Source organism: Nostoc sp. (assembly GCF_054880495.1).
Map to the genome: position 1 here is coordinate 26,286 of NZ_JBTYKD010000420.1, position 22,188 is coordinate 48,473.

Annotated in this window: 20 protein-coding genes; 13 read left to right on the forward strand and 7 right to left on the reverse strand. The window is 43.9% G+C overall.

Features of this window, described 5'->3' with window-relative positions; translation table 11 throughout:
• Window positions 1-141 precede the first annotated feature (141 nt).
• The 9 genes from ACYTXL_RS35335 (at window position 142) to ACYTXL_RS35375 (ending at window position 10,088) form a co-directional block, all read left to right on the forward strand.
• Window positions 142-2,205 carry a phosphodiester glycosidase family protein gene (locus tag ACYTXL_RS35335; RefSeq protein WP_461928626.1) on the forward strand — a complete coding sequence of 688 codons (2,064 nt, stop codon included), beginning with the start codon at window positions 142-144 and terminating at the stop codon, window positions 2,203-2,205.
• A gap of 532 nt (window positions 2,206-2,737) precedes the next feature.
• Complete coding sequence (locus ACYTXL_RS35340) at window positions 2,738-3,157, forward strand: cupin domain-containing protein (protein WP_461928638.1); 420 nt, start codon at window positions 2,738-2,740, stop codon at window positions 3,155-3,157.
• Window positions 3,158-3,411: 254 nt separating this feature from the next.
• Window positions 3,412-3,738, forward strand: coding sequence for a HesB/IscA family protein (locus tag ACYTXL_RS35345; protein WP_292796981.1), 327 nt, complete (start codon window positions 3,412-3,414; stop codon window positions 3,736-3,738).
• A 126-nt stretch (window positions 3,739-3,864) separates the two neighbouring features.
• Window positions 3,865-4,248 carry a 30S ribosomal protein S12 gene (gene rpsL / locus ACYTXL_RS35350; RefSeq protein WP_292796945.1) on the forward strand — a complete coding sequence of 128 codons (384 nt, stop codon included), beginning with the start codon at window positions 3,865-3,867 and terminating at the stop codon, window positions 4,246-4,248.
• Window positions 4,249-4,816: 568 nt separating this feature from the next.
• Entirely contained in the window at window positions 4,817-5,287 is a 471-nt protein-coding gene (rpsG, locus tag ACYTXL_RS35355; RefSeq protein WP_334906201.1) for a 30S ribosomal protein S7, read from the forward strand.
• Between the two features lie 136 nt (window positions 5,288-5,423).
• Window positions 5,424-7,502 (forward strand): elongation factor G, encoded by a 2,079-nt coding sequence (gene fusA, locus ACYTXL_RS35360; RefSeq protein WP_461928627.1) that lies wholly within the window; start codon window positions 5,424-5,426, stop codon window positions 7,500-7,502.
• Window positions 7,503-7,525: 23 nt separating this feature from the next.
• Window positions 7,526-8,755 carry an elongation factor Tu gene (gene tuf / locus ACYTXL_RS35365; RefSeq protein ID WP_292796952.1) on the forward strand — a complete coding sequence of 410 codons (1,230 nt, stop codon included), beginning with the start codon at window positions 7,526-7,528 and terminating at the stop codon, window positions 8,753-8,755.
• A gap of 170 nt (window positions 8,756-8,925) precedes the next feature.
• Complete coding sequence (rpsJ, locus tag ACYTXL_RS35370) at window positions 8,926-9,243, forward strand: 30S ribosomal protein S10 (RefSeq protein WP_008232935.1); 318 nt, start codon at window positions 8,926-8,928, stop codon at window positions 9,241-9,243.
• 197 nt (window positions 9,244-9,440) lie between these two features.
• The gene (locus ACYTXL_RS35375; protein ID WP_461928628.1) at window positions 9,441-10,088 is read left to right on the forward strand and encodes an LON peptidase substrate-binding domain-containing protein; all 648 of its coding nucleotides are present in this window, start codon (window positions 9,441-9,443) and stop codon (window positions 10,086-10,088) included.
• A gap of 120 nt (window positions 10,089-10,208) precedes the next feature.
• Here ACYTXL_RS35375 and pheA read toward each other — a convergent pair whose 3' ends face one another.
• Window positions 10,209-11,084 (reverse strand): prephenate dehydratase, encoded by an 876-nt coding sequence (pheA, locus tag ACYTXL_RS35380; RefSeq protein ID WP_461928629.1) that lies wholly within the window; start codon window positions 11,082-11,084, stop codon window positions 10,209-10,211.
• 590 nt (window positions 11,085-11,674) lie between these two features.
• On the opposite strand from pheA, the gene ACYTXL_RS35385 reads away from it, so the two are divergent.
• Window positions 11,675-12,262 (forward strand): DUF1997 domain-containing protein, encoded by a 588-nt coding sequence (locus ACYTXL_RS35385; protein ID WP_461928630.1) that lies wholly within the window; start codon window positions 11,675-11,677, stop codon window positions 12,260-12,262.
• Window positions 12,263-12,342: 80 nt separating this feature from the next.
• On the opposite strand, the gene ACYTXL_RS35390 is transcribed toward ACYTXL_RS35385, so the two are convergent.
• The 4 genes from ACYTXL_RS35390 to ACYTXL_RS35405 form a co-directional block, all read right to left on the reverse strand.
• Window positions 12,343-12,999 carry a ribonuclease HII gene (locus tag ACYTXL_RS35390; RefSeq protein ID WP_461928631.1) on the reverse strand — a complete coding sequence of 219 codons (657 nt, stop codon included), beginning with the start codon at window positions 12,997-12,999 and terminating at the stop codon, window positions 12,343-12,345.
• Window positions 13,000-13,007: 8 nt separating this feature from the next.
• Window positions 13,008-15,179 carry a ribonuclease E gene (gene rne, locus ACYTXL_RS35395; RefSeq protein ID WP_461928632.1) on the reverse strand — a complete coding sequence of 724 codons (2,172 nt, stop codon included), beginning with the start codon at window positions 15,177-15,179 and terminating at the stop codon, window positions 13,008-13,010.
• Between the two features lie 832 nt (window positions 15,180-16,011).
• On the reverse strand, window positions 16,012-18,717 hold the full coding sequence (locus tag ACYTXL_RS35400; RefSeq protein ID WP_461928633.1) for a TIGR03960 family B12-binding radical SAM protein: 2,706 nt from the start codon (window positions 18,715-18,717) through the stop codon (window positions 16,012-16,014).
• A gap of 148 nt (window positions 18,718-18,865) precedes the next feature.
• Complete coding sequence (locus tag ACYTXL_RS35405) at window positions 18,866-19,195, reverse strand: STAS domain-containing protein (RefSeq protein WP_461928634.1); 330 nt, start codon at window positions 19,193-19,195, stop codon at window positions 18,866-18,868.
• Between the two features lie 470 nt (window positions 19,196-19,665).
• Between ACYTXL_RS35405 and ACYTXL_RS35410 the strand changes: the two genes are divergently transcribed.
• Window positions 19,666-19,869, forward strand: a complete 204-nt coding sequence (locus ACYTXL_RS35410; RefSeq protein ID WP_334906212.1) for a hypothetical protein — start codon at window positions 19,666-19,668, stop codon at window positions 19,867-19,869.
• Between the two features lie 10 nt (window positions 19,870-19,879).
• Here ACYTXL_RS35410 and ACYTXL_RS35415 read toward each other — a convergent pair whose 3' ends face one another.
• Entirely contained in the window at window positions 19,880-20,224 is a 345-nt protein-coding gene (locus ACYTXL_RS35415; RefSeq protein WP_461928639.1) for a hypothetical protein, read from the reverse strand.
• 302 nt (window positions 20,225-20,526) lie between these two features.
• Here ACYTXL_RS35415 and clpS point away from each other — a divergent pair, with 302 nt between their 5' ends.
• A complete protein-coding gene (gene clpS, locus ACYTXL_RS35420; RefSeq protein WP_461928635.1) occupies window positions 20,527-20,805 on the forward strand; it encodes an ATP-dependent Clp protease adapter ClpS in 279 nt (92 codons plus the stop codon).
• A 110-nt stretch (window positions 20,806-20,915) separates the two neighbouring features.
• A complete protein-coding gene (locus ACYTXL_RS35425) occupies window positions 20,916-21,740 on the forward strand; it encodes a lysostaphin resistance A-like protein (protein ID WP_461928640.1) in 825 nt (274 codons plus the stop codon).
• A gap of 205 nt (window positions 21,741-21,945) precedes the next feature.
• On the opposite strand, the gene ACYTXL_RS35430 is transcribed toward ACYTXL_RS35425, so the two are convergent.
• Window positions 21,946-22,188: hypothetical protein (locus tag ACYTXL_RS35430; RefSeq protein WP_461928636.1), on the reverse strand; the 243-nt coding region annotated here is incomplete at its 5' end.

Genomic DNA, 22,188 nt, shown 5'->3' on the forward strand with positions numbered 1-22,188 from the left:
TTATTTATGTTTAAAAGAGACAAGAAGCCAATATATATATTACCATGTTTTTTCAAAAAGAAAGTCATCTTTTTTTGATATTTCCAAATAATTAGTTAGTTTATATTTTGGGCGATAGTTTTCAAAAGTACCTAATAAATTATGGTAAAAATGCCGAATTGTTGCCAATCCCTTATTGGCGATAGCTCCGCCAACGCTAAGGGCGAACGCAGATTTTTCCGGGCTAGTGTGTCACCAATACTTTTGACAGCACTGTGCTTAACTACTACTTGTGCTACCAACGCCCAGGAGTCCCCGAAAACTACCAAATCAACCCCAAGGTTAACCTCACAGTTACTTGCACCTGCTTTAACAAGTGTGCCCTCCTCTGGTAATCAAATTTCCTTCAATGGACGTACCTTACCAGGAACTTGGTTGCAGCGACCCAGAAAAGCTGGTCAGATTACAACTCATCTCAGTGACGGGGCATTCAGGCAATTAATTGGAGTAAATTTCTTAAACAGTAGTGATTGGGCGAGGCAACCAATACAGTGGTTTTCATCGCTGACAAAGCCAGTAGTTTTAACCACCAAGCTACTAGGAGCATATCGCTATCTAGATATTACTAATTTTGCTCAAACATCTGGATGGCAAATTCAAGCCAATGGCAACACCTTGGTAATTGCTACCCCAAAAGCACAAGTCACAAATATTATTCAGAGCCAGCAACCTTCAGATGCGAGTGTTACTCCTTTGCAACAGGCTGGGATTCTTGTCGATTTAGATCGTCCAACTCCCTGGCAACTTACACAAGGGTCAACTGTTAAAAAAATTCCAACTCCATCTTCTGATCCAGACACACTAACCCCAAAATCCACTGTACCGCCAAATCGAGAGTGGACAATTACCTTGGATGCAATAGCCGATCCTGTTTTGATCGAACGCTATACCCCGCAGCCACCAGCAGCACCACCAACATTGCTGCCAAACCTACTCAAACAATTATTACCAGCTACACCAACACAACCAATACCACCAGCACCGGCCCCAGAACCACTGATTCAACAAGTGGAGGTGGTGAAAAACCAAACGATTATTAGTCTGAGCGTTCCCTTTGGTCTATCGCCTCAAGTTAGTACAGTTGCTAACCCCAATCGCCTGATTATCGATATTCGACCAGATACTTTAGAAGAGCGGGATATTACTTGGTCTCCAGGATTGCGCTGGCGACAGCATTATGTCAACTTAGGCACAGATCGCTTTCCGGTGGTCTGGTTAGAAGTTAATCCCCGTAAATTTGGGCTAACGTTGAAACCTATATGGGCTAGTCCTGATGGGGTTGCGGGTACTGCTCCTTTAATTCAAACAGCACAACGTTACTTAGCAGTAGCTGGGATTAACGGTGGTTATTTTAACCGCAATAACAGATTGCCATTGGGTGCGATTCGTCGGGATAGTCAGTGGTTATCAGGCCCGATTCTCAACCGGGGTGCGATCGCTTGGAATGATTCTGGCCAATTTTACTTCGGTCGTCTCACTTTGGAAGAAACTTTAATTACGGCAAATGACCAGCGCCTACCAATTTTATTTCTCAATAGTGGTTACGTTCAGAGCGGCATTGCTCGTTACACTCCAGCTTGGGGAGCAACTTACACACCCCTGACAGATAACGAAATTATCCTAGTGGTACAGAAAGACCAAATTACTGAACAATTACCAGGTGGCAAAATTGGTGGTATGGCGGTTCCCATTCCCCAGGACGGCTACCTACTAACCTTACGCGCCAACGCTGCTAGTGCTGCATCACAGTTATCTATTGGAAGTACAGTACGCATTTCCAGCACCACTGCTCCCACTGATTTTAGTCGTTATCCCTACATAATCGGAGCAGGTCCGCTACTAGTCCAAAATCGTCAAATTGTCCTTGATGCCAAAAGCGAAAAATTCAGCAATGCCTTTATTGCCGAAAAGGCTATTCGTAGCGGTATTTGCACAACAGTAACAGGCACACTAATGATTACTGCCATACATAATCGTGTCGGTGGTTATGGTCCTACTTTGGCAGAACATGCTCAATTGATGCAACTGATGGGCTGTGTGGATGCCCTAAATTTAGACGGTGGTAGTTCGACCAGCCTTTACTTAGGAGGGCAATTACTCAACCGATCGCCTACTACAGCTGCTCGTGTTCATAACGGAATTGGTATTTTCCTAAAACCACAATAATCAGGAAATAGGCAAGTCTCGTGAACTACTCCGCCGTAAGACGGACGTAGCTCTCCCAATTCATCGGGAATAGCCCTATCAGAAAACCCTGGGGATTCGTCAATAAGCGTATTTGTTTTTGCTGACGCAAAAAAGAATACGCCTATGCAATCCTCAGAGAGGCTCCGCCAACGCGAACACCCTGCGTGGTCACTGAGCGCGGTCGTTGTGCTGCCTATACCTACCATTAGAGTACATTGTTCGCGTAGCGGACGCACCAGAAGGTGGGAACTTCCGCGACACGTTAATGACCAATGCCCAATGCCCAATCTATCCTTTTTTAAAGTTTAGAACAAGCTGCTCTTCTGCTTGATGAAGAGTTAGTGTAGACCTCAGAGTTTTAGTAGTGATGGTTTACACCATAAGGTCTAATTTTGCTATGTTTATCAAGGTGCGAGAAAATGGCTAATTTTTAATGTTGCAAGATAGCACCAAAATTTTTATCAATAGTTAAGAGTACCAACGGTTTGTTATGTCTCAAAATGAGGTAACTATGGCTCGATATCAAGATACTACACAGACTGAAACTCTACACCTTGCTCCAGCCATCACTTCCAGAGGCGTTGCTGCAACAGAGTTACGTCCTTGGGGTGCTTTTACAGTTTTGGAAGAAGGGCGCGGATACAAAATCAAGCGCATCGAAGTTAAACCCGGACACCGCCTCAGTCTACAAATGCACCACCACCGGAGCGAACACTGGATTGTCGTCTCTGGTACAGCTAGGGTAACTTGTGGTGAGCTAGAAGTACTACTGAGCAATAATGAGTCAACTTATGTACCCCAATGTACATCTCATCGTTTAGAGAATCCTGGTGTGATCCCCTTGGTCTTGATTGAAGTTCAAAATGGCGAATACTTGGGAGAAGATGATATTATTCGCTACCAAGATGACTATGCCCGTACCAAGGATTAAAACTAAAATAACGCTATTAAAGCCTTTAGAGCTTTAATCTAAAAACTGAATATATTTTTGTGCAAATCCTCATTGGGAACCACTGCACACCAGAAGTCCCTACCTAGTTAAGGTGGGGACCCAAGCATCTTAGTGCTATAAATATAGTAATAGCGATCGCGCTCATGGGTTCGGTGATTTGGCACAGGGAGATCGCGATGGTCAACCCATCTGTAAAATGAAGATGGGGTACTCAATTGCAAAAAACGATTTCCATGATTCATCTGAGTCAAGCAGCCGTGAGTGAGATTGGACGAATAAAGTCCAAGCAGCAAGCAAATGTCTTGTTTAGATTGGCAGTAAAACCAGGTGGTTGTTCTGGGTTATTTTATGATATGTCCTTCGATAAAGTAATAAAAGTTGGCGACCAGGTTTTCGACTTGGACGAGATTCAAGTCGTCATAGATGCTGCCAGCTTAAATTACCTCAACGGTACGAGGGTGGATTATTCAGAAGACTTAATGGGTGGTGGTTTTCGCTTCCACAACCCCCAGGCGATCGCTACCTGTGGCTGTGGCAATTCCTTCTCCTTGAGTGATTAGTTATTTGCCAAAAAAACAAATGGCCAATCACCAAGGGAAAATAACAATTGACATAAAACCGTAAAAAACGATATAATCAGGATTTGTTAAAACTTAGACCATAAGCAGCTTTATGCGCTGTAACTCATGCCAACAATACAGCAGCTAATACGTAATGAACGCGAACTATCGCGTCAGAAAACCAAGTCCCCGGCTCTGAAGGAATGTCCCCAACGTCGGGGCGTTTGTACCAGAGTCTACACGACCACACCAAAAAAGCCTAACTCAGCTCTACGCAAAGTAGCAAGAGTAAGACTTACCTCTGGATTTGAAGTCACCGCTTACATTCCAGGCATTGGTCACAACTTACAAGAACACTCAGTTGTGATGATTCGTGGTGGTCGGGTTAAGGATCTACCAGGCGTGAGATACCACATTATCCGTGGCACCCTAGATACAGCCGGAGTCAAAGACCGCAAGCAAGGCCGTTCCAAGTATGGAACCAAGCGTCCCAAAGAAGCGAAAAAATAGGATTAGGCGATTAATCGTATCCAACACGATTAATCGTCTACCTTAGAAGCGCCCAAGGACAAAAAAACTAATTATCGCCTGTGTTCTAACGGTAGTCATCAAGGCTGCTAAAGTCTATTTCAAAAAACCGAACCAGCTACACCTTACACTAAGCGAGCAAGTGTATAGGATCTGAAGATAACGCTGTAACCAACAGCATAATTCTCATCTGGACATTCAGGTTTACAATCTTGTCGCCTTGAGTATTTAGTTGCAGGTAGCAAGTGAAGCAATTCTTAGATTTACGATAGCGTAGCGTTAGCGAGTTATCAAGCGTCTTTTGGATTGGTCGAACCCACAAGGGGATAAGGCTTACAGATTTTTGATTTTTGTCGCGCCCTCAGGGCGTGAACATATACCGAAAACTTTAAATCCCAAATCCCAAATCCAAAATTGACAGTCAATAAGTCAGCCTCGCTGCAACCGTCGAAAAAATTTCAGGAAGTCTGAGAGTTGGGTTCCACCGCTTTTAGTTTCCGGTGTCTGATAGCATATAATTTCGTTGCCAATTCCGAATTAAAGGTGAAGTATGTCTCGTCGTGGTGTTATTCAAAGGCGCCCAGTTCCGTCTGATTCCGTATATAACAGTCGCCTTGTGAGCATGATTATCAGGCGGATCATGCGTCACGGCAAGAAATCACTTGCCGCACGGATTGTTTATGAAGCATTGAAAACTATTGAGGAACGCACTGGTAGCGCTGCCTTAGAAACCTTTGAAAGAGCAGTGCGAAATGCCACGCCTTTAGTAGAAGTAAAAGCTCGGCGAGTTGGCGGAGCAACCTATCAAGTACCAATGGAAGTGCGTACAGAACGCGGCACTACCCTAGCACTGCGTTGGTTAGTGCAATATTCCCGGTCTAGACCAGGCCGGACAATGGCAAGCAAACTGGCAAATGAATTAATGGATGCTGCCAACGAAACTGGAAATGCTATTCGCAAACGGGAAGAAACGCACCGGATGGCAGAAGCTAACAAAGCATTTGCACATTATCGTTACTAAGTAAAAAAGCGATATATCGCCCTGCCGAAGCGCTATATCGGAGATTTACAAAAAAGGCGGTTTTCCCTAAAAGTATAGAATCTTAACAAAGAGTAATATACAAGATATCATGAGGCAAAAACTATAGGAGGTAGCTGTGGCACGTAAGATCCCGCTAGAGAAAGTACGCAACATTGGTATTGCGGCGCATATAGATGCGGGCAAAACAACAACAACAGAGAGAATATTGTTTTACTCTGGGATAATTCATAAAATTGGCGAAGTTCATGAAGGAACTGCCGTCACAGACTGGATGGAGCAGGAGCGTGAGCGGGGAATTACGATTACTGCTGCTGCTATCACTACCAGTTGGAAAGATCATCAAATTAACATTATCGATACTCCGGGTCACGTAGACTTCACAATTGAAGTTGAGCGTTCCATGCGCGTTTTGGATGGTGTAATCGCAGTATTTTGTTCTGTGGGCGGCGTCCAACCGCAGTCTGAGACAGTGTGGCGACAAGCAGACCGCTACAAAGTTCCTCGTATAGCCTTCATCAACAAGATGGATCGGACTGGAGCGAACTTCTATAAAGTTCACGAGCAGATGCGCGATCGCCTGCGGGCAAATGCGATCGCCATTCAATTACCTATTGGTAGTGAAACCGAATTCCAAGGCATTGTTGACTTGGTACGGCAGCGTGCGTATATTTACGCAAATGACCAAGGAACCGATATCCAGGAAACTGATATACCCGCCGAATTGCAAGCGCAGGTAGACGAATACCGCGTCAAGCTAGTGGAAGCAGTGGCAGAAACTGATGACACTTTGATGGCTAAGTACTTCGAGGGCGAAGAACTGACAAATGACGAAATCGCTCTGGGACTGCGTAAAGGCACAGTTGCTGGCACAATCGTACCAGTACTTTGTGGCTCGGCATTCAAAAACAAAGGCGTGCAATTAATGCTGGATGCCGTTGTCGATTACCTGCCAGCGCCAAGTGAAGTACCGCCAATTCAAGGCTTACTGCCGAATGGCGACACTGTTGAGCGGCGGGCTGATGACAACGAACCCCTAGCGGCTCTGGCATTTAAGATTATGGCTGACCCTTACGGTCGCCTGACATTTGTCCGTGTTTATTCTGGTGTGTTGAAAAAGGGTAGCTATGTCCTCAACGCTAGTAAGAATAAAAAAGAACGGATTTCCCGCTTAGTTCTGATGAAGGCAGATGACCGACAAGATGTCGATGAACTGCGAGCGGGTGATTTGGGAGCAGCTCTGGGATTAAAAGACACCTTGACAGGTGACACGATCTGTGATGAAGGATCGCCAGTAATTCTGGAATCTCTATTCATTCCTGAGCCTGTAATCTCGGTGGCGGTTGAACCCAAAACCAAGAACGACATGGATAAACTATCCAAGGCTCTGCAATCTCTTTCGGAAGAAGACCCTACCTTCCGTGTCCGCGTCGATCCCGAAACAAACCAAACCGTAATCGCGGGGATGGGAGAGCTACACCTAGAAATTCTAGTAGACCGGATGTTACGAGAATTTAAGGTGGAAGCAAATGTTGGTGCGCCGCAAGTAGCTTACCGGGAAACGATTCGGAAAGCTGTGAACAAAGTTGAGGGCAAATTCATCCGCCAAAGTGGTGGTAAAGGTCAATATGGTCACGTTGTGATCAATTTGGAGCCTGGAGAACCCGGTAGTGGTTTTGAATTCGTCTCCAAAATTGTCGGTGGTACAGTACCTAAAGAGTACATCAACCCAGCCGAACAAGGAATGAAAGAAAGCTGCGAATCCGGTGTTGTAGCTGGATATCCGCTGATTGACGTCAAAGCGACGCTAATTGATGGCTCATATCACGATGTAGACTCTTCAGAAATGGCTTTCAAAATCGCTGGCTCAATGGCGATGAAAGAGGCTGTGCTGAAAGCTTCACCCGTGCTGTTAGAGCCGATGATGAAAGTTGAGGTTGAAGTTCCCGAAGACTATATCGGGAATGTGATTGGCGACCTGATTGCCCGACGAGGGCAGATTGAAAGCCAAAGCACTGACCAGGGACTCGCTAAGGTGACATCGAAAGTCCCACTGGCGACCATGTTTGGCTATGCTACTGATATCCGGTCGAAGACCCAAGGTCGGGGCATCTTCTCAATGGAGTTTAGCCGCTACGAAGAAGTACCTCGCAACGTGGCTGAGGCAATCATTGCTAAAGGCAAAGGGAACGCTTAATTAAAATAAGGAAATGAGCATTAATGGCACGCGCAAAGTTTGAAAGGAATAAACCCCACATCAATATCGGTACGATTGGCCACGTTGACCACGGTAAAACTACGTTAACAGCAGCCATCACTATGACCTTGGCAGCTATGGGTCAGGCGATAGCTAAGGGCTACGACCAAATCGATAACGCGCCAGAAGAAAAGGCACGGGGCATTACGATCAATACGTCTCACGTTGAGTATGAAACCGCAAATCGGCACTATGCTCACGTAGACTGTCCAGGACACGCTGACTATGTGAAGAACATGATCACCGGCGCGGCTCAGATGGATGGTGGCATCCTGGTAGTAGCTGCTACCGATGGACCGATGCCCCAAACCCGCGAACACATCCTCTTGGCAAAACAGGTCGGTGTTCCCAGTCTGGTTGTCTTCTTGAATAAGGAAGACTTGATGGATGATCCAGAACTCTTGGAACTAGTAGAACTAGAATTGAGAGAATTGCTTTCCAGTTATGATTTCCCTGGTGATGATATCCCGATTATCAAAGGATCTGGTTTGCAAGCTCTGGAAGTAATGGTCAAGAATCCCAAGACCCAACGGGGTGATAATCCTTGGGTAGACAAAATCTACGAATTGATGGACGCTGTAGATTCTTTCATCCCCACCCCTGAGCGGGATGTTGATAAGCCCTTCCTGATGGCTGTAGAAGACGTATTCTCAATTACAGGTCGTGGTACTGTCGCCACCGGTCGGATTGAGCGGGGTATTGTCAAAGTTGGCGATAACGTTGAACTAGTGGGTATCAGAGATACTCGCGCCACTACCGTAACTGGTATTGAAATGTTCAAGAAGAGTCTTGACCAAGGTATGGCGGGGGACAACGCTGGCGTACTCCTGCGGGGTATCCAGAAGGCTGATATTGAACGCGGTATGGTAATCGCCAAACCAGGTTCAATTAAACCTCATATTCAATTTGAAGGTGAAGTCTACGTTTTAACAGAAAAAGAAGGTGGTCGTAAGACTCCATTTTTCTCCGGCTATCGCCCCCAGTTTTACGTGCGGACAACTGATGTAACTGGTACTATTAGAGCCTTTACTTCCGATGATGGTAGTGAAGCCGAAATGGTAATGCCAGGCGATCGCATCAAGATGACAGTAGAATTGATCAACGCGATCGCTATTGAACAAGGAATGCGCTTCGCTATCCGCGAAGGTGGTCGCACCATCGGTGCTGGTGTCGTCTCCAAAATTTTGAAGTAGCACCTTTTTGCTTACATAGAAGGAGCAGAGATGGTATTTATTGTACCTCTCTGCTCCTTTGTCTTCCTTTTTAATTAAAGGGAATAGGGAATAGGAAGAAGCCAAGCAATTTTGTCTCTCCTAACCCCACTCCCCACTAACCTAATTACGCAGAACCTGGAAAATTAAAGATGGCAACTCTACAGCAGCAGAAAATTAGAATTCGCTTACAGGCTTTTGACCGCCGCCTATTAGATACATCTTGCGAGAAGATTGTAGACACAGCTAACCGCACCAACGCTACAGCTATAGGCCCAATTCCTTTACCAACAAAACGCCGGATCTATTGTGTGCTGCGATCGCCTCACGTAGATAAAGATTCACGGGAACACTTTGAAACTCGTACTCATCGCCGGATTATTGACATTTACCAACCCTCTTCTAAAACTATTGATGCCCTAATGAAATTGGATCTACCATCGGGTGTAGATATCGAAGTAAAACTTTAATTGGTTATTAGTCATTAGTCATTGGTCATTAGCAAAGAACAAATGACTGATGACATTAGTATGAATATTTACATAGCCCTGAAGAAATATATCTCAGGGCTTTTATTTAGCTAGAAAAGAAATGATAGAATGTAGAGAAAGTACGGGAAAAGCAGAGAAGAATTATTTTTTAAGATTAAGTTTATACCAAGGTAACAATGACGTCATCTTCTAAAATTGCAGTTCGTGAACTACCTCTGTTCCCGTTACCCGAAGTAGTTCTGTTTCCTACTAGGCCATTACCCCTGCACATCTTTGAATTTCGCTACCGAATCATGATGAACACGATTTTGGAGAGCGATCGCAGGTTCGGTGTTTTGATGTTCGATCCTGTGAAAGGCACAATTGCAAATACTGGTTGTTGTGCGGAAATAATTCATCACCAGCGTCTGCCAGATGATCGGATCAAGATGTTGAGTTTAGGGCAGCAAAGATTTCGTGTATTAGAGTATGTTCGTGAAAAACCATACCGCGTTGGCTTGGTGGAGTGGATTGAAGACCAAGCGCCAACTAAAGATTTGCGACCTTTGTCTTCTGAGGTAGAACAACTACTTCGAGATGTTGTGCGTCTGTCAGCCAAATTAACCGAACAAAATATCGAGTTGCCAGAAGATTTGCCTGACCTACCAACAGAGTTATCTTATTGGGTAGCCAGTAATCTTTATGGTGTCGCCGCAGAGCAGCAGTTATTGCTAGAAATGCAAGATACTTCAACTCGCCTAGAGCGGGAAGCAGAAATTTTAACTTCTACTCGGAATCACTTGGCAGCTCGCGCTGTTCTGAAAGATACATTTAATGAAAAGTAAGGAGTTAAGGGTTAAGAGTGAGGAGTTAGGAGTTAGGAGTTAGAAAGAAATAACAAAAAAGAAAAGATTGACAACTTAGAATTTATATTCCTTACCTGATAACTGATAACTCCTAACTTCTCAAGTAACAGCGCTGATCGGCAAAACATTGTAAGCGCCAAGAATTTTTAAAATCTCTGTGTGCGTAGCTAATTCTGCTAAAGCAGATTCCATTTGTGTTTCCTTGACATCTGCTTCTAAATCCATGAAAAACAGGTATTCGCCTAGCGATCGCTTCGTCGGACGAGATTCAATGCGGCTGAGGTTAATCCCTAACTGAGCAAATATTTGCAAAGGTTTGACTAACGCTCCGGGTGTGTTGGCAGGCATACTAAAAGCCAGGGATGTGTGACTAGTAGGCACTTTTGATGTCTGGTATTCAGCGTCCGCTTCACCCTGACTTACTACCCAAAAACGAGTAAAGTTTTCTGGATAGTCGTTAATGCCACTAGCAAGTATGGGCAGGTTGTAGAGTTGAGCTGCTCTACTAGAAGCGATTGCTGCTGTTGTTGTCTCTTGCTCTAATCGCTGTAGTGCTTCGCTTGTGGAATTGCTGGGAATAATCTGTACAGTCGGGAGAAACCGCTCTAACCATCCCTGACATTGTGCCAAAGCTTGTGGATGAGAGTAAACAGTTTTAATCCTATCTAAATTAGACGCACAGGAAATTAACATATGGGCAATGGGTAATACCAAAGCCAACTGAATTCGCAAACTGTCGAACTGCCACAGGGTATCCAGTGTTGTGCTAACACTCCCTTCAATAGAATTTTCCACTGGCACCACAGCCAACTGGGCTTCACCATCAGAAACGGCGTGCAGTGATTGATAAATGGTGGGATAAGGGGATAATATAGCTTCAATTCCCGTACTTTTGTTCAACCAGTTGACATAAAAAACAGCTGCTTGTTCAGTGTAAGTGCCGGGAGGCCCTAAATGTGCGATCGATATAGTCATGCCTTTAACCTTGAGTTGCGAGTTTAATCGGTAAACAGAGGTATGATATTTTTGTCTTGGCAAATATATCCAATATCTACTCTTACTAGAGACTGTTATCTCTAAAATTTACCCACTAAAGAATACACCGAAATATTTATCCAGGAAAACAAGTTATGGAAATCAGTCTTCTAATAGATTTGTTGGCAGTTTTTTTGCTAAATTCCTTTGAAGATTTCAGAACAATTATATTGGTCTCTCACTAAACTAATGATGCATATTATTGATTTTCTGTCAATAGTTAAATCCTAATCTATATTTCTTGAACTAAAGATAGTAATGAGCTTACCAACTTTTTACTAATGATGTAAGTAGGTGGGTGGGAAAATTTATAAGTATGTCGTTGCGAGTGAAACAGAGTGTAGAGAAGCAATCACAAAAACTCTGACGGGTTTACATTTTGTTATATAGTTAGGTTAATTCGTGCTTACCTACTTCTAGCTGATAAGCAACAATTATTTTTATGGTCAAGAAATTTTGTATTTTTCTAATAATCAAAATTAATTTGTTAAAAAATATTAAAATTAAGAAACAGATATTTTTATCCGTTCATGGCTACTAGGTTTACTGCTTCTGAATCGGTTGAAATCGCTGTTCCAGATCAGCCTATTCCCATTCAAAACTACTTGCGTCAGCCTCAACGTCTGGTTAAGGCTTTGGTTGACAACAGCCGTATTGAGCAGCTTTCGGAAGAGGTATTTCGCTTAAAAATGCGTCCACTAACTTTTATGTCACTAAGTATTCAACCGACTGTGGACATGAGAGTTTGGGCAGGATCAAATGGAATAATTTATTTGCGATCGCTAGGCTGTGAAATTCTGGGTTTCGAGTATATTAACCAGCGCTTTACTCTCAATTTAAAAGGATATTTATCTCCCAAAGACTTTAGTACTGGCACTCGCCTCCAAGGAAAAGCTGATTTAGAAGTGCTGGTGGATTTTCCACCGCCATTTTCCTTCACTCCTAAGGCGATTTTAGAAGCTACTGGCAATGGGTTGCTCAAAAGCGTGCTGTTGTCGGTTAAGCAACGGTTATTAAATCAACTTTTGGCGGATTATCGCTACTGGGTGATATCACAAACCAAAGATAGAGGACTTGACAGTGAGAGTACGGAATTGCCAATCCTGAATGCTGAGTAATTATTTAACATTGAAATTGGAAGCCCCACCTTCAGCGACCGAAGCGCGTAGCCCGTAGGAAGCAAGGTGGGGTAGTTCACTCACTCAACATTCAGACGTTTGATTTGGCAAGGACGAAAAGATTGACGATGTAGGGGCGAAATCCCGTATTCTTGCAAAGCCAGCAAATGTCGCTGGCTACCATAACCCTTGTTAGACTCCAGGTTGTACATCGGGTATTTTAATGCTAAACGTAGTATCAGTTCGTCACGCCAGACCTTGGCAACAATACTAGCAGAGGCAATAGCGAGCGATCGCTCATCCCCTTTGACTATTGTTTGTTGCGGCAGTAGCAAGTCTTTGATTGACTGATTGCCATCAATCAGACAGAGTGCGGGTTGTACCTTTAATTTCAGCACAGCCCGCTTCATTGCTAATAGTGTCGCTTGCAAAATATTTATCTTGTCAATTTCGGCAGTAGAAGCAAACCCAATTTTCCAGTCTATAGCCAGCGCCCAAATTTGCTGCGCTAGCTGAGTTCTACGAGAACTAGACAACTTTTTACTGTCTTTAATTTTAGCTGCCATCAGTATTGGCAAAGCATGATCTGGTAGGATCACTGCTGCCGCCACCACAGGGCCAAATAGAGCGCCTCGCCCTACTTCATCCACACCTGCAACCAATCCTGGAATCCCTGACAAGGTAGAAAACTCCAGCCAATTGGATTGTTTTAAGGGTGCTGGCAACTTTTCTAGCATAAACCAAATTAATTATCCTCGATCGCGGAGGAACGACGGCGACGGCGACGGCTGGCAGTGGCGCTGCTATTGGCTTCACTTTCACTTTCATCTGCAACAGCCTCCGGGGAGAAGGCTGTTGCAGACAAGCGTCCCGAAGGATTCGTTGCTTCAGTTGTCTCTTCTATCAAAGATTTCTGTTCTGGTTCAATAACTTTTGGTGTCGGTATTTTACTTGGGGTTATTTCCGGTGTTGCTTTTGGGGCAACAGTGGTTATTTCCGGTGTTGTTTTTGGGGCAACAGTGGTTATTTCCGGTATTGTTTTTGAGGCAATAGTTGATTCTGGGGTTGATTCAGTTGCGATCGTTGGCTGTTGACCGGGCTGAATCACGTTAATAATCACAGACTTGGTATTTTTAACCTCTTGCTCCAACTTCACCAAGGGAGAGATTCCCATCAAGGCAAACATATCCTGTTCTTGGACGCTCATTTCTACAGTCCTAATTTCCGGTGGTTCTACCACTGGTTTTATTGGCTCTGCCTTGATAACTTTAATGCGCTCTACTCTTTCACTCCAACCTGGTTTACCAAGGGTGGGTGAGGGAATCTCTGGCGCAACTCCTATTTCTGGTTCCACATCAAGGTCTAAGTCTGGCTCGTTGACAAATGCCAGGGGATTAGGAACAAGCCGAGCTTCATCTTTCCCATTTAACCCATTGATGCCAATTCGACTTTTGCGAGTCCGGGTACGACGCTTATTATCATTAAGTTCTTGATAACTCGGATGATTGATCAGATTTAGGTTACTCAATTCCGAGTCGCCTTCAAATGCTTCCCCAAATCCATCATAGGTTTCTCTTGGTTCCGGGATGCGGGCAGATGGCTGACGTGGTTCTCGGTGAGGCAAGGATACTAAACGCTCACGCTCTGCTGTCTCTGTTAGTATTGGCAATCGGTTTTCGATTTCTCCAGGGAGACGCACGGTATGCCCTAAACCGCCACAGGTGGGACAAGTTTCACCAAACAATTCATAAATGTTTTGACCCTGACGCTTGCGGGTCAGTTCTACTAAACCCAGTTCGGTCAGCTGGGCAATCTGGGGACGAGCTTTGTCTGCTTTGAGTGCTTTATTAAAATGTTCGAGAACTTGCAGTTGATCACGTCGCAATTCCATATCAATGAAATCAATCACGATCACCCCAGCAATATTCCGCAGACGCAACTGCCGAGCAATTTCTGTTGCAGATTCGCAGTTTGTCCACAAAACTGTTTCTCTAGCTGTTGCCGATCGCGTAAAGGAACCTGAGTTAACATCGATTACGGTTAATGCCTCCGTCGGCTCAATGATGATGTAGCCTCCAGAAGGTAAGTCTACTCTCGGTTTCAGGGCTTCTCGAATGGCTGCTGTAATGCGGAAGTATTCTAAAATGGGGGAGCGATCGCGATGATGGTCTATTAATAATCCCTGCGGTGTTTGACCTCCACTCCAGTTCTGCAAGTACTGTTTCACCCGCTTCAAACCAGTACTGGAATCCACGACAATCCGATTTACATCCGCGCCGTACATATCCCGCAATACGCGTTGAATAAAGTCATCATCTCGGTTGAGCAGTGCTGGAGCGCGGGTGGACTGCGCTTCTACCTGGATGGACTCCCATTGCTTTTGCAGCAACTCCAAATCTTCCATAATCGCTTCTTCGGGTTTGCCTTCAGCTTCTGTACGCACAAGCAAACCCATTCCCGCCGGTTTGACCAAAATCGCCAGCGCCCGCAAGCGGTTGCGCTCACTTTCACTTTTAATCCGTCGGGATAAATTTACGCCCCTACCATAGGGCATTAGTACTACGTAACGTCCGGGTAAGGTGATATTACCCGTGAGCCTGGGACCTTTTGTCCCCGTTGGCTCTTTCATTACTTGCACCAAAACTTTCTGCTGTGGTACTAGTAGTTCTGTAATTGCCGCTGCGGTACGCTTTAACTTCAATGGCCCCAAATCGGTGACGTGAATAAAACCGTTCCGCTCGGGATCGCCAATATTGACAAAAGCCGCATCTATCCCAGGCAATACGTTTTCTACTACTCCTAAGTAAATATCACCTATTTGATGATGACCGGTAGCAACAACGAGCTCCTGTATTTGATCTTCAGAAAAAACCGCAGCAATTTGGTGCTGCTCCGCGATGATAATTTGTTTTGGCATTCAATTTCCTCAAAAACTGGTGGCACCAATAGGTATGGAGGTTTGTTATACCTTTGTTGTCCCTACAACCCTCTAAAGGTGCTACTGCTAATAAAAATCGTAAACCTGATCTTCTAAGTTAAATAGCTATTGCCGCTCTTAAGAGCGTTCACACGGCTGCATATTCTTCTCAACAATTGGAAATCAACCGTCCGTGGTTGATTCGTAATGCAATACCCTCAATCAAGAGAGTTCTGAGTTGAAAGTTCTAAATCCTGAGTCAGCTTTTAACTCAGGATGCTTGATTTGAGAGTAACCTACTGAAGTCGTTAAGAAAAAGAAACTATTTCTATTTTCCATTCCCCGGATTTATCCTTAGGGTTATACTCAGCAACGCCAGCTGCTACCTGCCTTAAAGCTGCCCTAGCCTATGGCAAGTTGCCCTTTGCGCGTCTATTGAACGTCTACAATTCGGCATAACCGACGGCCGTTGCTTCAACTCTAGAAAAGTAATGCACTAGCTCTTGGGAACTACTGTAGATTAGACATTCAGCAGTTGTTTAAAAAGCATGAATTTAGAAGAAGCTAACCGAGCCTGCTGTTACTTACTGATTCACAAGGTAGCGATAGAAAGAGTGTTCTTTAATCTCCCTTTTGTTTGTCTGGGATAAAATCCTAGAAATTGCACTCTAATATGTATGCTTTTGCCCCCTGAATACCAGGGTAGTGAACCAGCTAATTCAATGCAGCGCCAGAAAATTTCTCTTCACACCATTCTAACGCAACCTTGCTAAAAATCAATTCCGACGATTTGCAATGTTAGGACAACTACGAGCAAGTTGCCCTACAGGGATTATACTCCTAAAATTAGCCGATTGCGGTGGATGTGCAGGAGTTGAAATTTTACACTAGCCACTGTCTGTAGCATAAAGAGGATTTGTTCGGGACGCAACACTAAACCGTCCTGGCGATAGCTACCTAAATAACGGATCACAGATGACATAGATTCTGCTGTGCTATTGGGGGTTTCGACTAATTCCAGTTCAAATAAGCGATCGCGCAGATTTATTAACTGGCTTTTGCCTGACTTAGTTGTTTGCTCGTACCAAAGTTCCTCTTTCGCTTTGATTGTATCAATCCAGTCTTGCCATTGTATAGGTGTTGTTTCTGCAAGCGCTGCAACAGTAATCAAATACTCGGCGGCTTCCAGCAGTTGGGTAGCGGCACTAGTTTTTAAATCTATCTGCTCCACATTATATATAGGTATGTCTGTGGGCATTTCACGAGCCAACTGTTCTCGGAAAGTATCAACTTCCATTGGCTCAGTTAACTCAAAATCTACTATTTCACTACTACTAGTAGCCCCTAAAGCCAAAGCAGTTGCTACAGAAATTCGCGGCATGGGATGAAACCCACCAGTGAAAGCGATTGGCAAGCTTGCTCGTCGCACAACTCGGTCAAATAGACGGATTAAATCTAGGTGGCTGATCAAAGCCATATTACCCTGTTTCCCAAACCAAACTCGCAGCCTTTGTGCCTTAGTTTTGTTGGGGACAAACTCGCCAGCGAATTTTGGGATAGCGGGTGATTCAATCACGACGTTATGGCCAAAGTCGGTGCCACAGACGCCACAATGAGAACAACCTTCAAAAGAGCAGTCGGGTAAAATTGCAGCTTCTAAGGCGCGTTGCAAGTCTTCTTGGAGCCACTTTTTGTCAATCCCGGTATCAATATGATCCCACGGGAGGGGAATATTGAGGGAGTGGGGAGTGGGGAGAGACGCGATTAATCGCGTCTGTACAGGAGTGGGGAGTTGGGTATTTTCGGTATCTGCCGATCTCTTCTGCTCTTGTAGATGAAACAAATTCCATTCGCCGTTTTCTACTTGGCGGTATTTCCAATCTAGACCGGCTTGAGCGATCGCAGACGCCCAAGCACTAAAAGCCTGATCTAAATTTTCATACCAGGAATCCATACCTGCACCCAATTCCCAGGCACGACGGACTACTTTACCCAAACTGCGATCGCCTCGTCCCACAAAATCTTCCATTGCCGAAATGCGGACATCGGTAAAATTTACCTTCAATCCCTTGATCCGGCGGAATTCTTGCCGCAACAGGTTTTGTTTACGCTTAAATTCGGTGGTAGAAACTGAGTGCCACTGGAATGGTGTATGGGGCTTGGGCGTAAAGTTAGAAATCGTCAGGTTAAAGTTTAGGGGTTTTCTACCTTTGCCCCGACATTCTCGCTGTAGCCAGCTTACTGTTTCCGCAATCCCCAAAACGTCAACATCTGTCTCACCCGGCAAGCCAATCATAAAATACAACTTTATTTTATCCCAGCCTTGCTCCCAAGCCGTTTTCACCCCCCGCAACAATTCTTCATTCGTCAAACCCTTATTCACGATGTCTCGCATCCGCTGAGTCCCAGCTTCTGGAGCAAAAGTTAATCCCCCTTGGCGCGTACCTCCAAGGATGTTGGCAATATTCTCATCAAATCTATCTACCCGTTGGCTTGGTAGAGTCAGAGAAATGTTTTCATTTTTTAAACGATTTTTGATTTCCATCCCCACTGCTGGTAGGGACAAATAATCAGAACAACTCAGAGATAGTAGGGAAAACTCATTGTAACCAGTTGCTTGCATACCCTGTTCAATTGCTTCTACAACCTGATCGGGTTCTACATCCCGTGCTGGCCGAGTCAGCATTCCTGGTTGACAGAAGCGACAGCCACGAGTGCAACCCCGCCGAATCTCAATGGTCAAGCGGTCATGCACCGTTTCTACATAGGGAACCAACCCAATGGAATATGCTGGTATGGGAGTTGCAACCCGCCGCAAAATTCGTTTTGGCACGTCTGGGCGACACGGATTAACTGAGCCATCCTCTGCCATGTCGTAAAACTGCGGGACATATACGCCTGGGATCTGTGCCAAATCCAGTAATAAATGTTCCCGACTAAATCCTGCTTGTTTGCCTTCTTCCAATACCAAACCAATTTCTGGCAGTAGTTCTTCGCCATCTCCAAGGGCGAAAAAGTCGAAGAAGTCGGCGTAAGGCTCAGGATTCGATGTTGCTGTTTGCCCACCAGCAAAAATCAACGGAAACTGGGATTGGAGATTAGTAAATTCTCCCCCTACTTCCCCTGCTTTTTGCCTCTCTCGCCACGTCAAGGGAATTCCAGCCAAATCCAACATTTCCAGGATATTAGTTGCACCCAGTTCGTAACTGAGGCTAAAGCCTAAAATGTCGAATTCTGTGAGCGATCGCTTTGACTCTACTGCAAACAACGGCGTATTAGTTTCGCGTAGTTTGGCTGCTAGGTCTTTTCCTGGGAGGTAGGCGCGATCGCACAATTGACGCGGTTGGGCATTCAAAATGTTATATAGGATAATGTGTCCTAAATTGGATGCACCGACTTCATAGACTTCTGGGTAGGTTAAAACCCAGCGTATTTCTGTCGTATCCCAACCTTTGTGTACTGCTAAACGCTCATTACCCAGGTAACGCCCTGGTTTTAAAATATCCGATGTTATTAATTTTTCAACTGCAACAGCCACTGTGCTATCTTCTAGCTACCTTAATTACAGCTACTCAAATCCAACATTAGCATTGAATTAGGTCTTTTAACATAGTTTATCGTTGCAACTTACAACTCCTTTACATAAAGTCCACTTTTTATCCGAACCTTTGTGGTTTTACATAAAGTTATGTTGCAGCCAAATCAACTTCAGCATCCAATATTTCAAACACTCTGTCGAGCTGCGTTAGCTCAAAAATAATTCTAATTGACGGAGTAACAGCGCAAAGTCGGAAACCCCGTCCTAAACTCAGAGCTAGCTTGTGTGTAGATAACAATGCCATCAACCCCGCACTGTCTAACAATTCTACTGCTACTAAGTCTACTACCAAGACAGAAATACCATTTTGTACTAACGCTGTAGTCATATCTCGTTCAAATTCCAAAGCGTTTGCAGCATTCAAACACCCTTGGGGGCGAATAACTGTAATCTTGGGATAGTTAAGCACTGCCTGCATAGTTACATCCTATTGAGAATTGTTGAAGCGTCAAGCTTAAGAGTTATTTGAACATAAACTCTATTTTGTTGCATCGACCATATGTCTTAGCTCTCTTTGCTGAATCTTTATTGCTTTCGTCTCTCTGTTTAAAGATTGTTATAATTCCAGCTTGAAATGTGTTTATGTATACTTTTTTTTTATCTCAGTTCAAAAACAATCAACATAGACAGCCATAGAACAGATAAATTATCAGTAACTATCGTGATAAAACTTGCTTAGTCTAGAACTAAAGCTAATTTAAGCAAGCCTTAACGGTAAGTTAAATCTCCCACTTTAGTGTTGCTGATGGCATCCGAGAGAGTCATACCCCATTATCTATTTAACTAATGAAAATGTGATATACATCACTAAGAGTTAGTATTTAGATCACTCTTTATACTTAGGCTAATCTGGGATGATTAATATCATATACAGTTAGGTTATTACTTATGAGAACTCAGTACGCTATTCGTAAATTGGTAGAAAAAGCTCTTGACATTAAAAAACTAACTCCTGAGATAGAGAATCAAATCAACTCAGAACTGACGGAACTGGGTTACATTTCTGATGTTGATTACGAAGCCCTAGAATTATTAATGGCAGAGATGGATGCTGGTAGAATCCAGTTGGTTCCTAGCCTGGGATATTTCTAATAACTAATAACTAATGATATGCTTGCCAAAGTTGGTGAATAAACTGATTGAGTTGTTGCTTGGCGGCTGAGTCAGGTTCTGTTTTCGGTTCTTTTGCTAAAACTTGGCTCAAGAAGGTAATTACTTCTGTATCTAAAGCTGGCCGAAATAAATTGGCAGGCCAAAGCAAGTCAGACGCATCGCGCAAATCGGTAATTAGCGGCGGTTCTGGAATCAAAGTAACTATTAATAAAGGACGCACCCAGCACAACTCGCGGGATACTACAAATTGAATGACTTCTGCATACAGATTGCTGTCGCCATGCTCTAAAGACACAATTTGTCCTGGTTGAAGAAAATCTAGGCTCATGTCCATCATTATGCAGTTCGGGCAGGGGCAAGGATTATTTTGCAACTTGCTTAATATTAAAAGCGAAAATGCGCTACGTTTAAGGAAAGCTTCTGTTAAGATTAGGGTAGCACTCTTACGGCAACGATGTCTAAGATGTATGCCTGACTAAGTGCGTATAGAAAACTAATACGACCAATTTCTGGCAGCAAAGGCTTTTTCTAGGATAGTATCTGGACAGAAATACTATATAATAGGTAAATAACTGTTAAGCGATCGCTAGACAGAGATTTTGTTGTAGTGAAGTAACGAGAAAAGAGCAAAGAGCCGTGTCAGTTGAAACCATTGAAAAGCGTTCCACATCCCGCAAGCTCGCGCCTCGGTATCGCGTTTTGCTCCATAACGACGACTACAACTCGATGGAGCATGTTGTGCAGTCACTAATAGCCACTGTGCCCCTTAGCCAACCGCAGGCTGTTAGCATCATGATGGAAGCCCACACTAACGGGCTAGCTTTAGTGATTACTTGCGCTCAGGAACATGCTGAGTTCTATTGCGAAACATTGATAAGTCACGGTTTAAGTAGCACGATTGAACCTGATGAATAGTCATTAGTCATTAGTCACTTGTACTGAGCGTATTCGTTGGCGCAGCCTCTGGTGGAGAAGTATTGGTCATTAGTCGAAATATAGAGTATTGGCTGGTGACTTACATTGGTATGAAAGAAAACCTTGTCTGTTTAGCTGAACGCCCTGCCCCTATCAGGCTGGGTGCTTTTATTTTGACTTTATTGTTGCTATGGTTGCCCTTAGCTGCACCAATATACTTACTAGTGCATGATTCCAACTTAGAAAGTATATTGACATTGGTATTGTTATATGCAATATTTATTTTTCTCTTGAGACTATGGGGCAAATATGTCTACCAGCAGCCCGAAATTCTGCGGCATTATGGCTTAGAATTCACGCGGCAAAACGGTGTTGATTTAGTGCGTGGCTTGGCTATAGGGATAATTAACATTTTGATCCTTTTTGGGGTAGAAAGTTTATTGGGTTGGTTGGTATGGGAACAACCAAAAGTTTTTTTGCTGAAAGTTATTTTAGAGGGTTTACTTGTTGGCTTAGGTGTTGGATTTGCTGAGGAATTGTTATTCCGAGGCTGGTTGCTAGATGAATTACAACGAGATTACAGTCCGCGTGTGGCACTGGGGACAGATGCAATTGCGTTTGCTACATTGCACTTTATTAAACCCTTGGAGGCAATTATTCATACACTGCCGCAATTTCCAGCTTTAGTACTGCTGGGGTTAACGCAAGTATGGGGAAAGCGTTGGCGGAGGGGACGCTTGGGTTTACCAATTGGTCTGCATGGTGGATTAGTATGGGGCTACTACATTATTAATGTTGGGGAATTAGTGAAATATTCTGGTCAAGTTCCTGATTGGGTAACTGGTGTGAATAATAATCCCCTGCAAGGAGTTATGGGGGTGTTGTTAATGAGTGTACTAGCTTTGTGGATCCGGGGGCGATCTGTTAAGAATTAAAAATGGGTAATGAACTTGTAGAAAAATAAAATATCGGCTAAAAAGAAACTACATTAATATTCCATTTAGGCAAAGTGTCAGAGTGTAGCCAAAAGGCTTTTAGAGATTCAACATCAAATAAATATTTAGGGTTATAAATAATGGATTGTACTCATCTGGAATATATCAAAAATGTCAATGATGATAAAAAGTGGGCGTATAAAGACTATTCTATTAATGATGAATTTACAGCTATTTTCAGGTAAATAGACCATGCGGTAGGGGCACAGAAAAAGCTCATTGGTGTCAACTTAACGTAGAAGTTAGACTTGGCAAGCTTTCCAGGTTTGACCCTCACAAGAACAGCCCCTCGACCAATTTTGGGAGAGGGGAGCAAATTCTCTAGTTCCCCGAATCCCAACTTGGGATTCGGGGTTAGGGGATGAGGGCAAAACGCCTTCTCAAAGCA

What these genes read in the sequence shown, in the direction of transcription:
- ACYTXL_RS35375 (WP_461928628.1), top strand. Translation starts at nt 9,441, where the DNA reads ATGACGTCATCTTCTAAAATTGCAGTTCGTGAACTACCTCTGTTCCCG.
- rpsL (WP_292796945.1), top strand. Translation starts at nt 3,865, where the DNA reads ATGCCAACAATACAGCAGCTAATACGTAATGAACGCGAACTATCGCGT.
- pheA (WP_461928629.1), bottom strand. Translation starts at nt 11,084, where the DNA reads ATGACTATATCGATCGCACATTTAGGGCCTCCCGGCACTTACACTGAA.
- ACYTXL_RS35425 (WP_461928640.1), top strand. Translation starts at nt 20,916, where the DNA reads ATGAAAGAAAACCTTGTCTGTTTAGCTGAACGCCCTGCCCCTATCAGG.
- ACYTXL_RS35385 (WP_461928630.1), top strand. Translation starts at nt 11,675, where the DNA reads ATGGCTACTAGGTTTACTGCTTCTGAATCGGTTGAAATCGCTGTTCCA.
- rne (WP_461928632.1), bottom strand. Translation starts at nt 15,179, where the DNA reads ATGCCAAAACAAATTATCATCGCGGAGCAGCACCAAATTGCTGCGGTT.
- ACYTXL_RS35405 (WP_461928634.1), bottom strand. Translation starts at nt 19,195, where the DNA reads ATGCAGGCAGTGCTTAACTATCCCAAGATTACAGTTATTCGCCCCCAA.
- rpsG (WP_334906201.1), top strand. Translation starts at nt 4,817, where the DNA reads ATGTCTCGTCGTGGTGTTATTCAAAGGCGCCCAGTTCCGTCTGATTCC.
- ACYTXL_RS35345 (WP_292796981.1), top strand. Translation starts at nt 3,412, where the DNA reads ATGATTCATCTGAGTCAAGCAGCCGTGAGTGAGATTGGACGAATAAAG.
- rpsJ (WP_008232935.1), top strand. Translation starts at nt 8,926, where the DNA reads ATGGCAACTCTACAGCAGCAGAAAATTAGAATTCGCTTACAGGCTTTT.
- tuf (WP_292796952.1), top strand. Translation starts at nt 7,526, where the DNA reads ATGGCACGCGCAAAGTTTGAAAGGAATAAACCCCACATCAATATCGGT.
- ACYTXL_RS35335 (WP_461928626.1), top strand. Translation starts at nt 142, where the DNA reads ATGGTAAAAATGCCGAATTGTTGCCAATCCCTTATTGGCGATAGCTCC.
- ACYTXL_RS35415 (WP_461928639.1), bottom strand. Translation starts at nt 20,224, where the DNA reads ATGGACATGAGCCTAGATTTTCTTCAACCAGGACAAATTGTGTCTTTA.
- ACYTXL_RS35340 (WP_461928638.1), top strand. Translation starts at nt 2,738, where the DNA reads ATGGCTCGATATCAAGATACTACACAGACTGAAACTCTACACCTTGCT.
- ACYTXL_RS35410 (WP_334906212.1), top strand. Translation starts at nt 19,666, where the DNA reads ATGAGAACTCAGTACGCTATTCGTAAATTGGTAGAAAAAGCTCTTGAC.
- ACYTXL_RS35390 (WP_461928631.1), bottom strand. Translation starts at nt 12,999, where the DNA reads ATGCTAGAAAAGTTGCCAGCACCCTTAAAACAATCCAATTGGCTGGAG.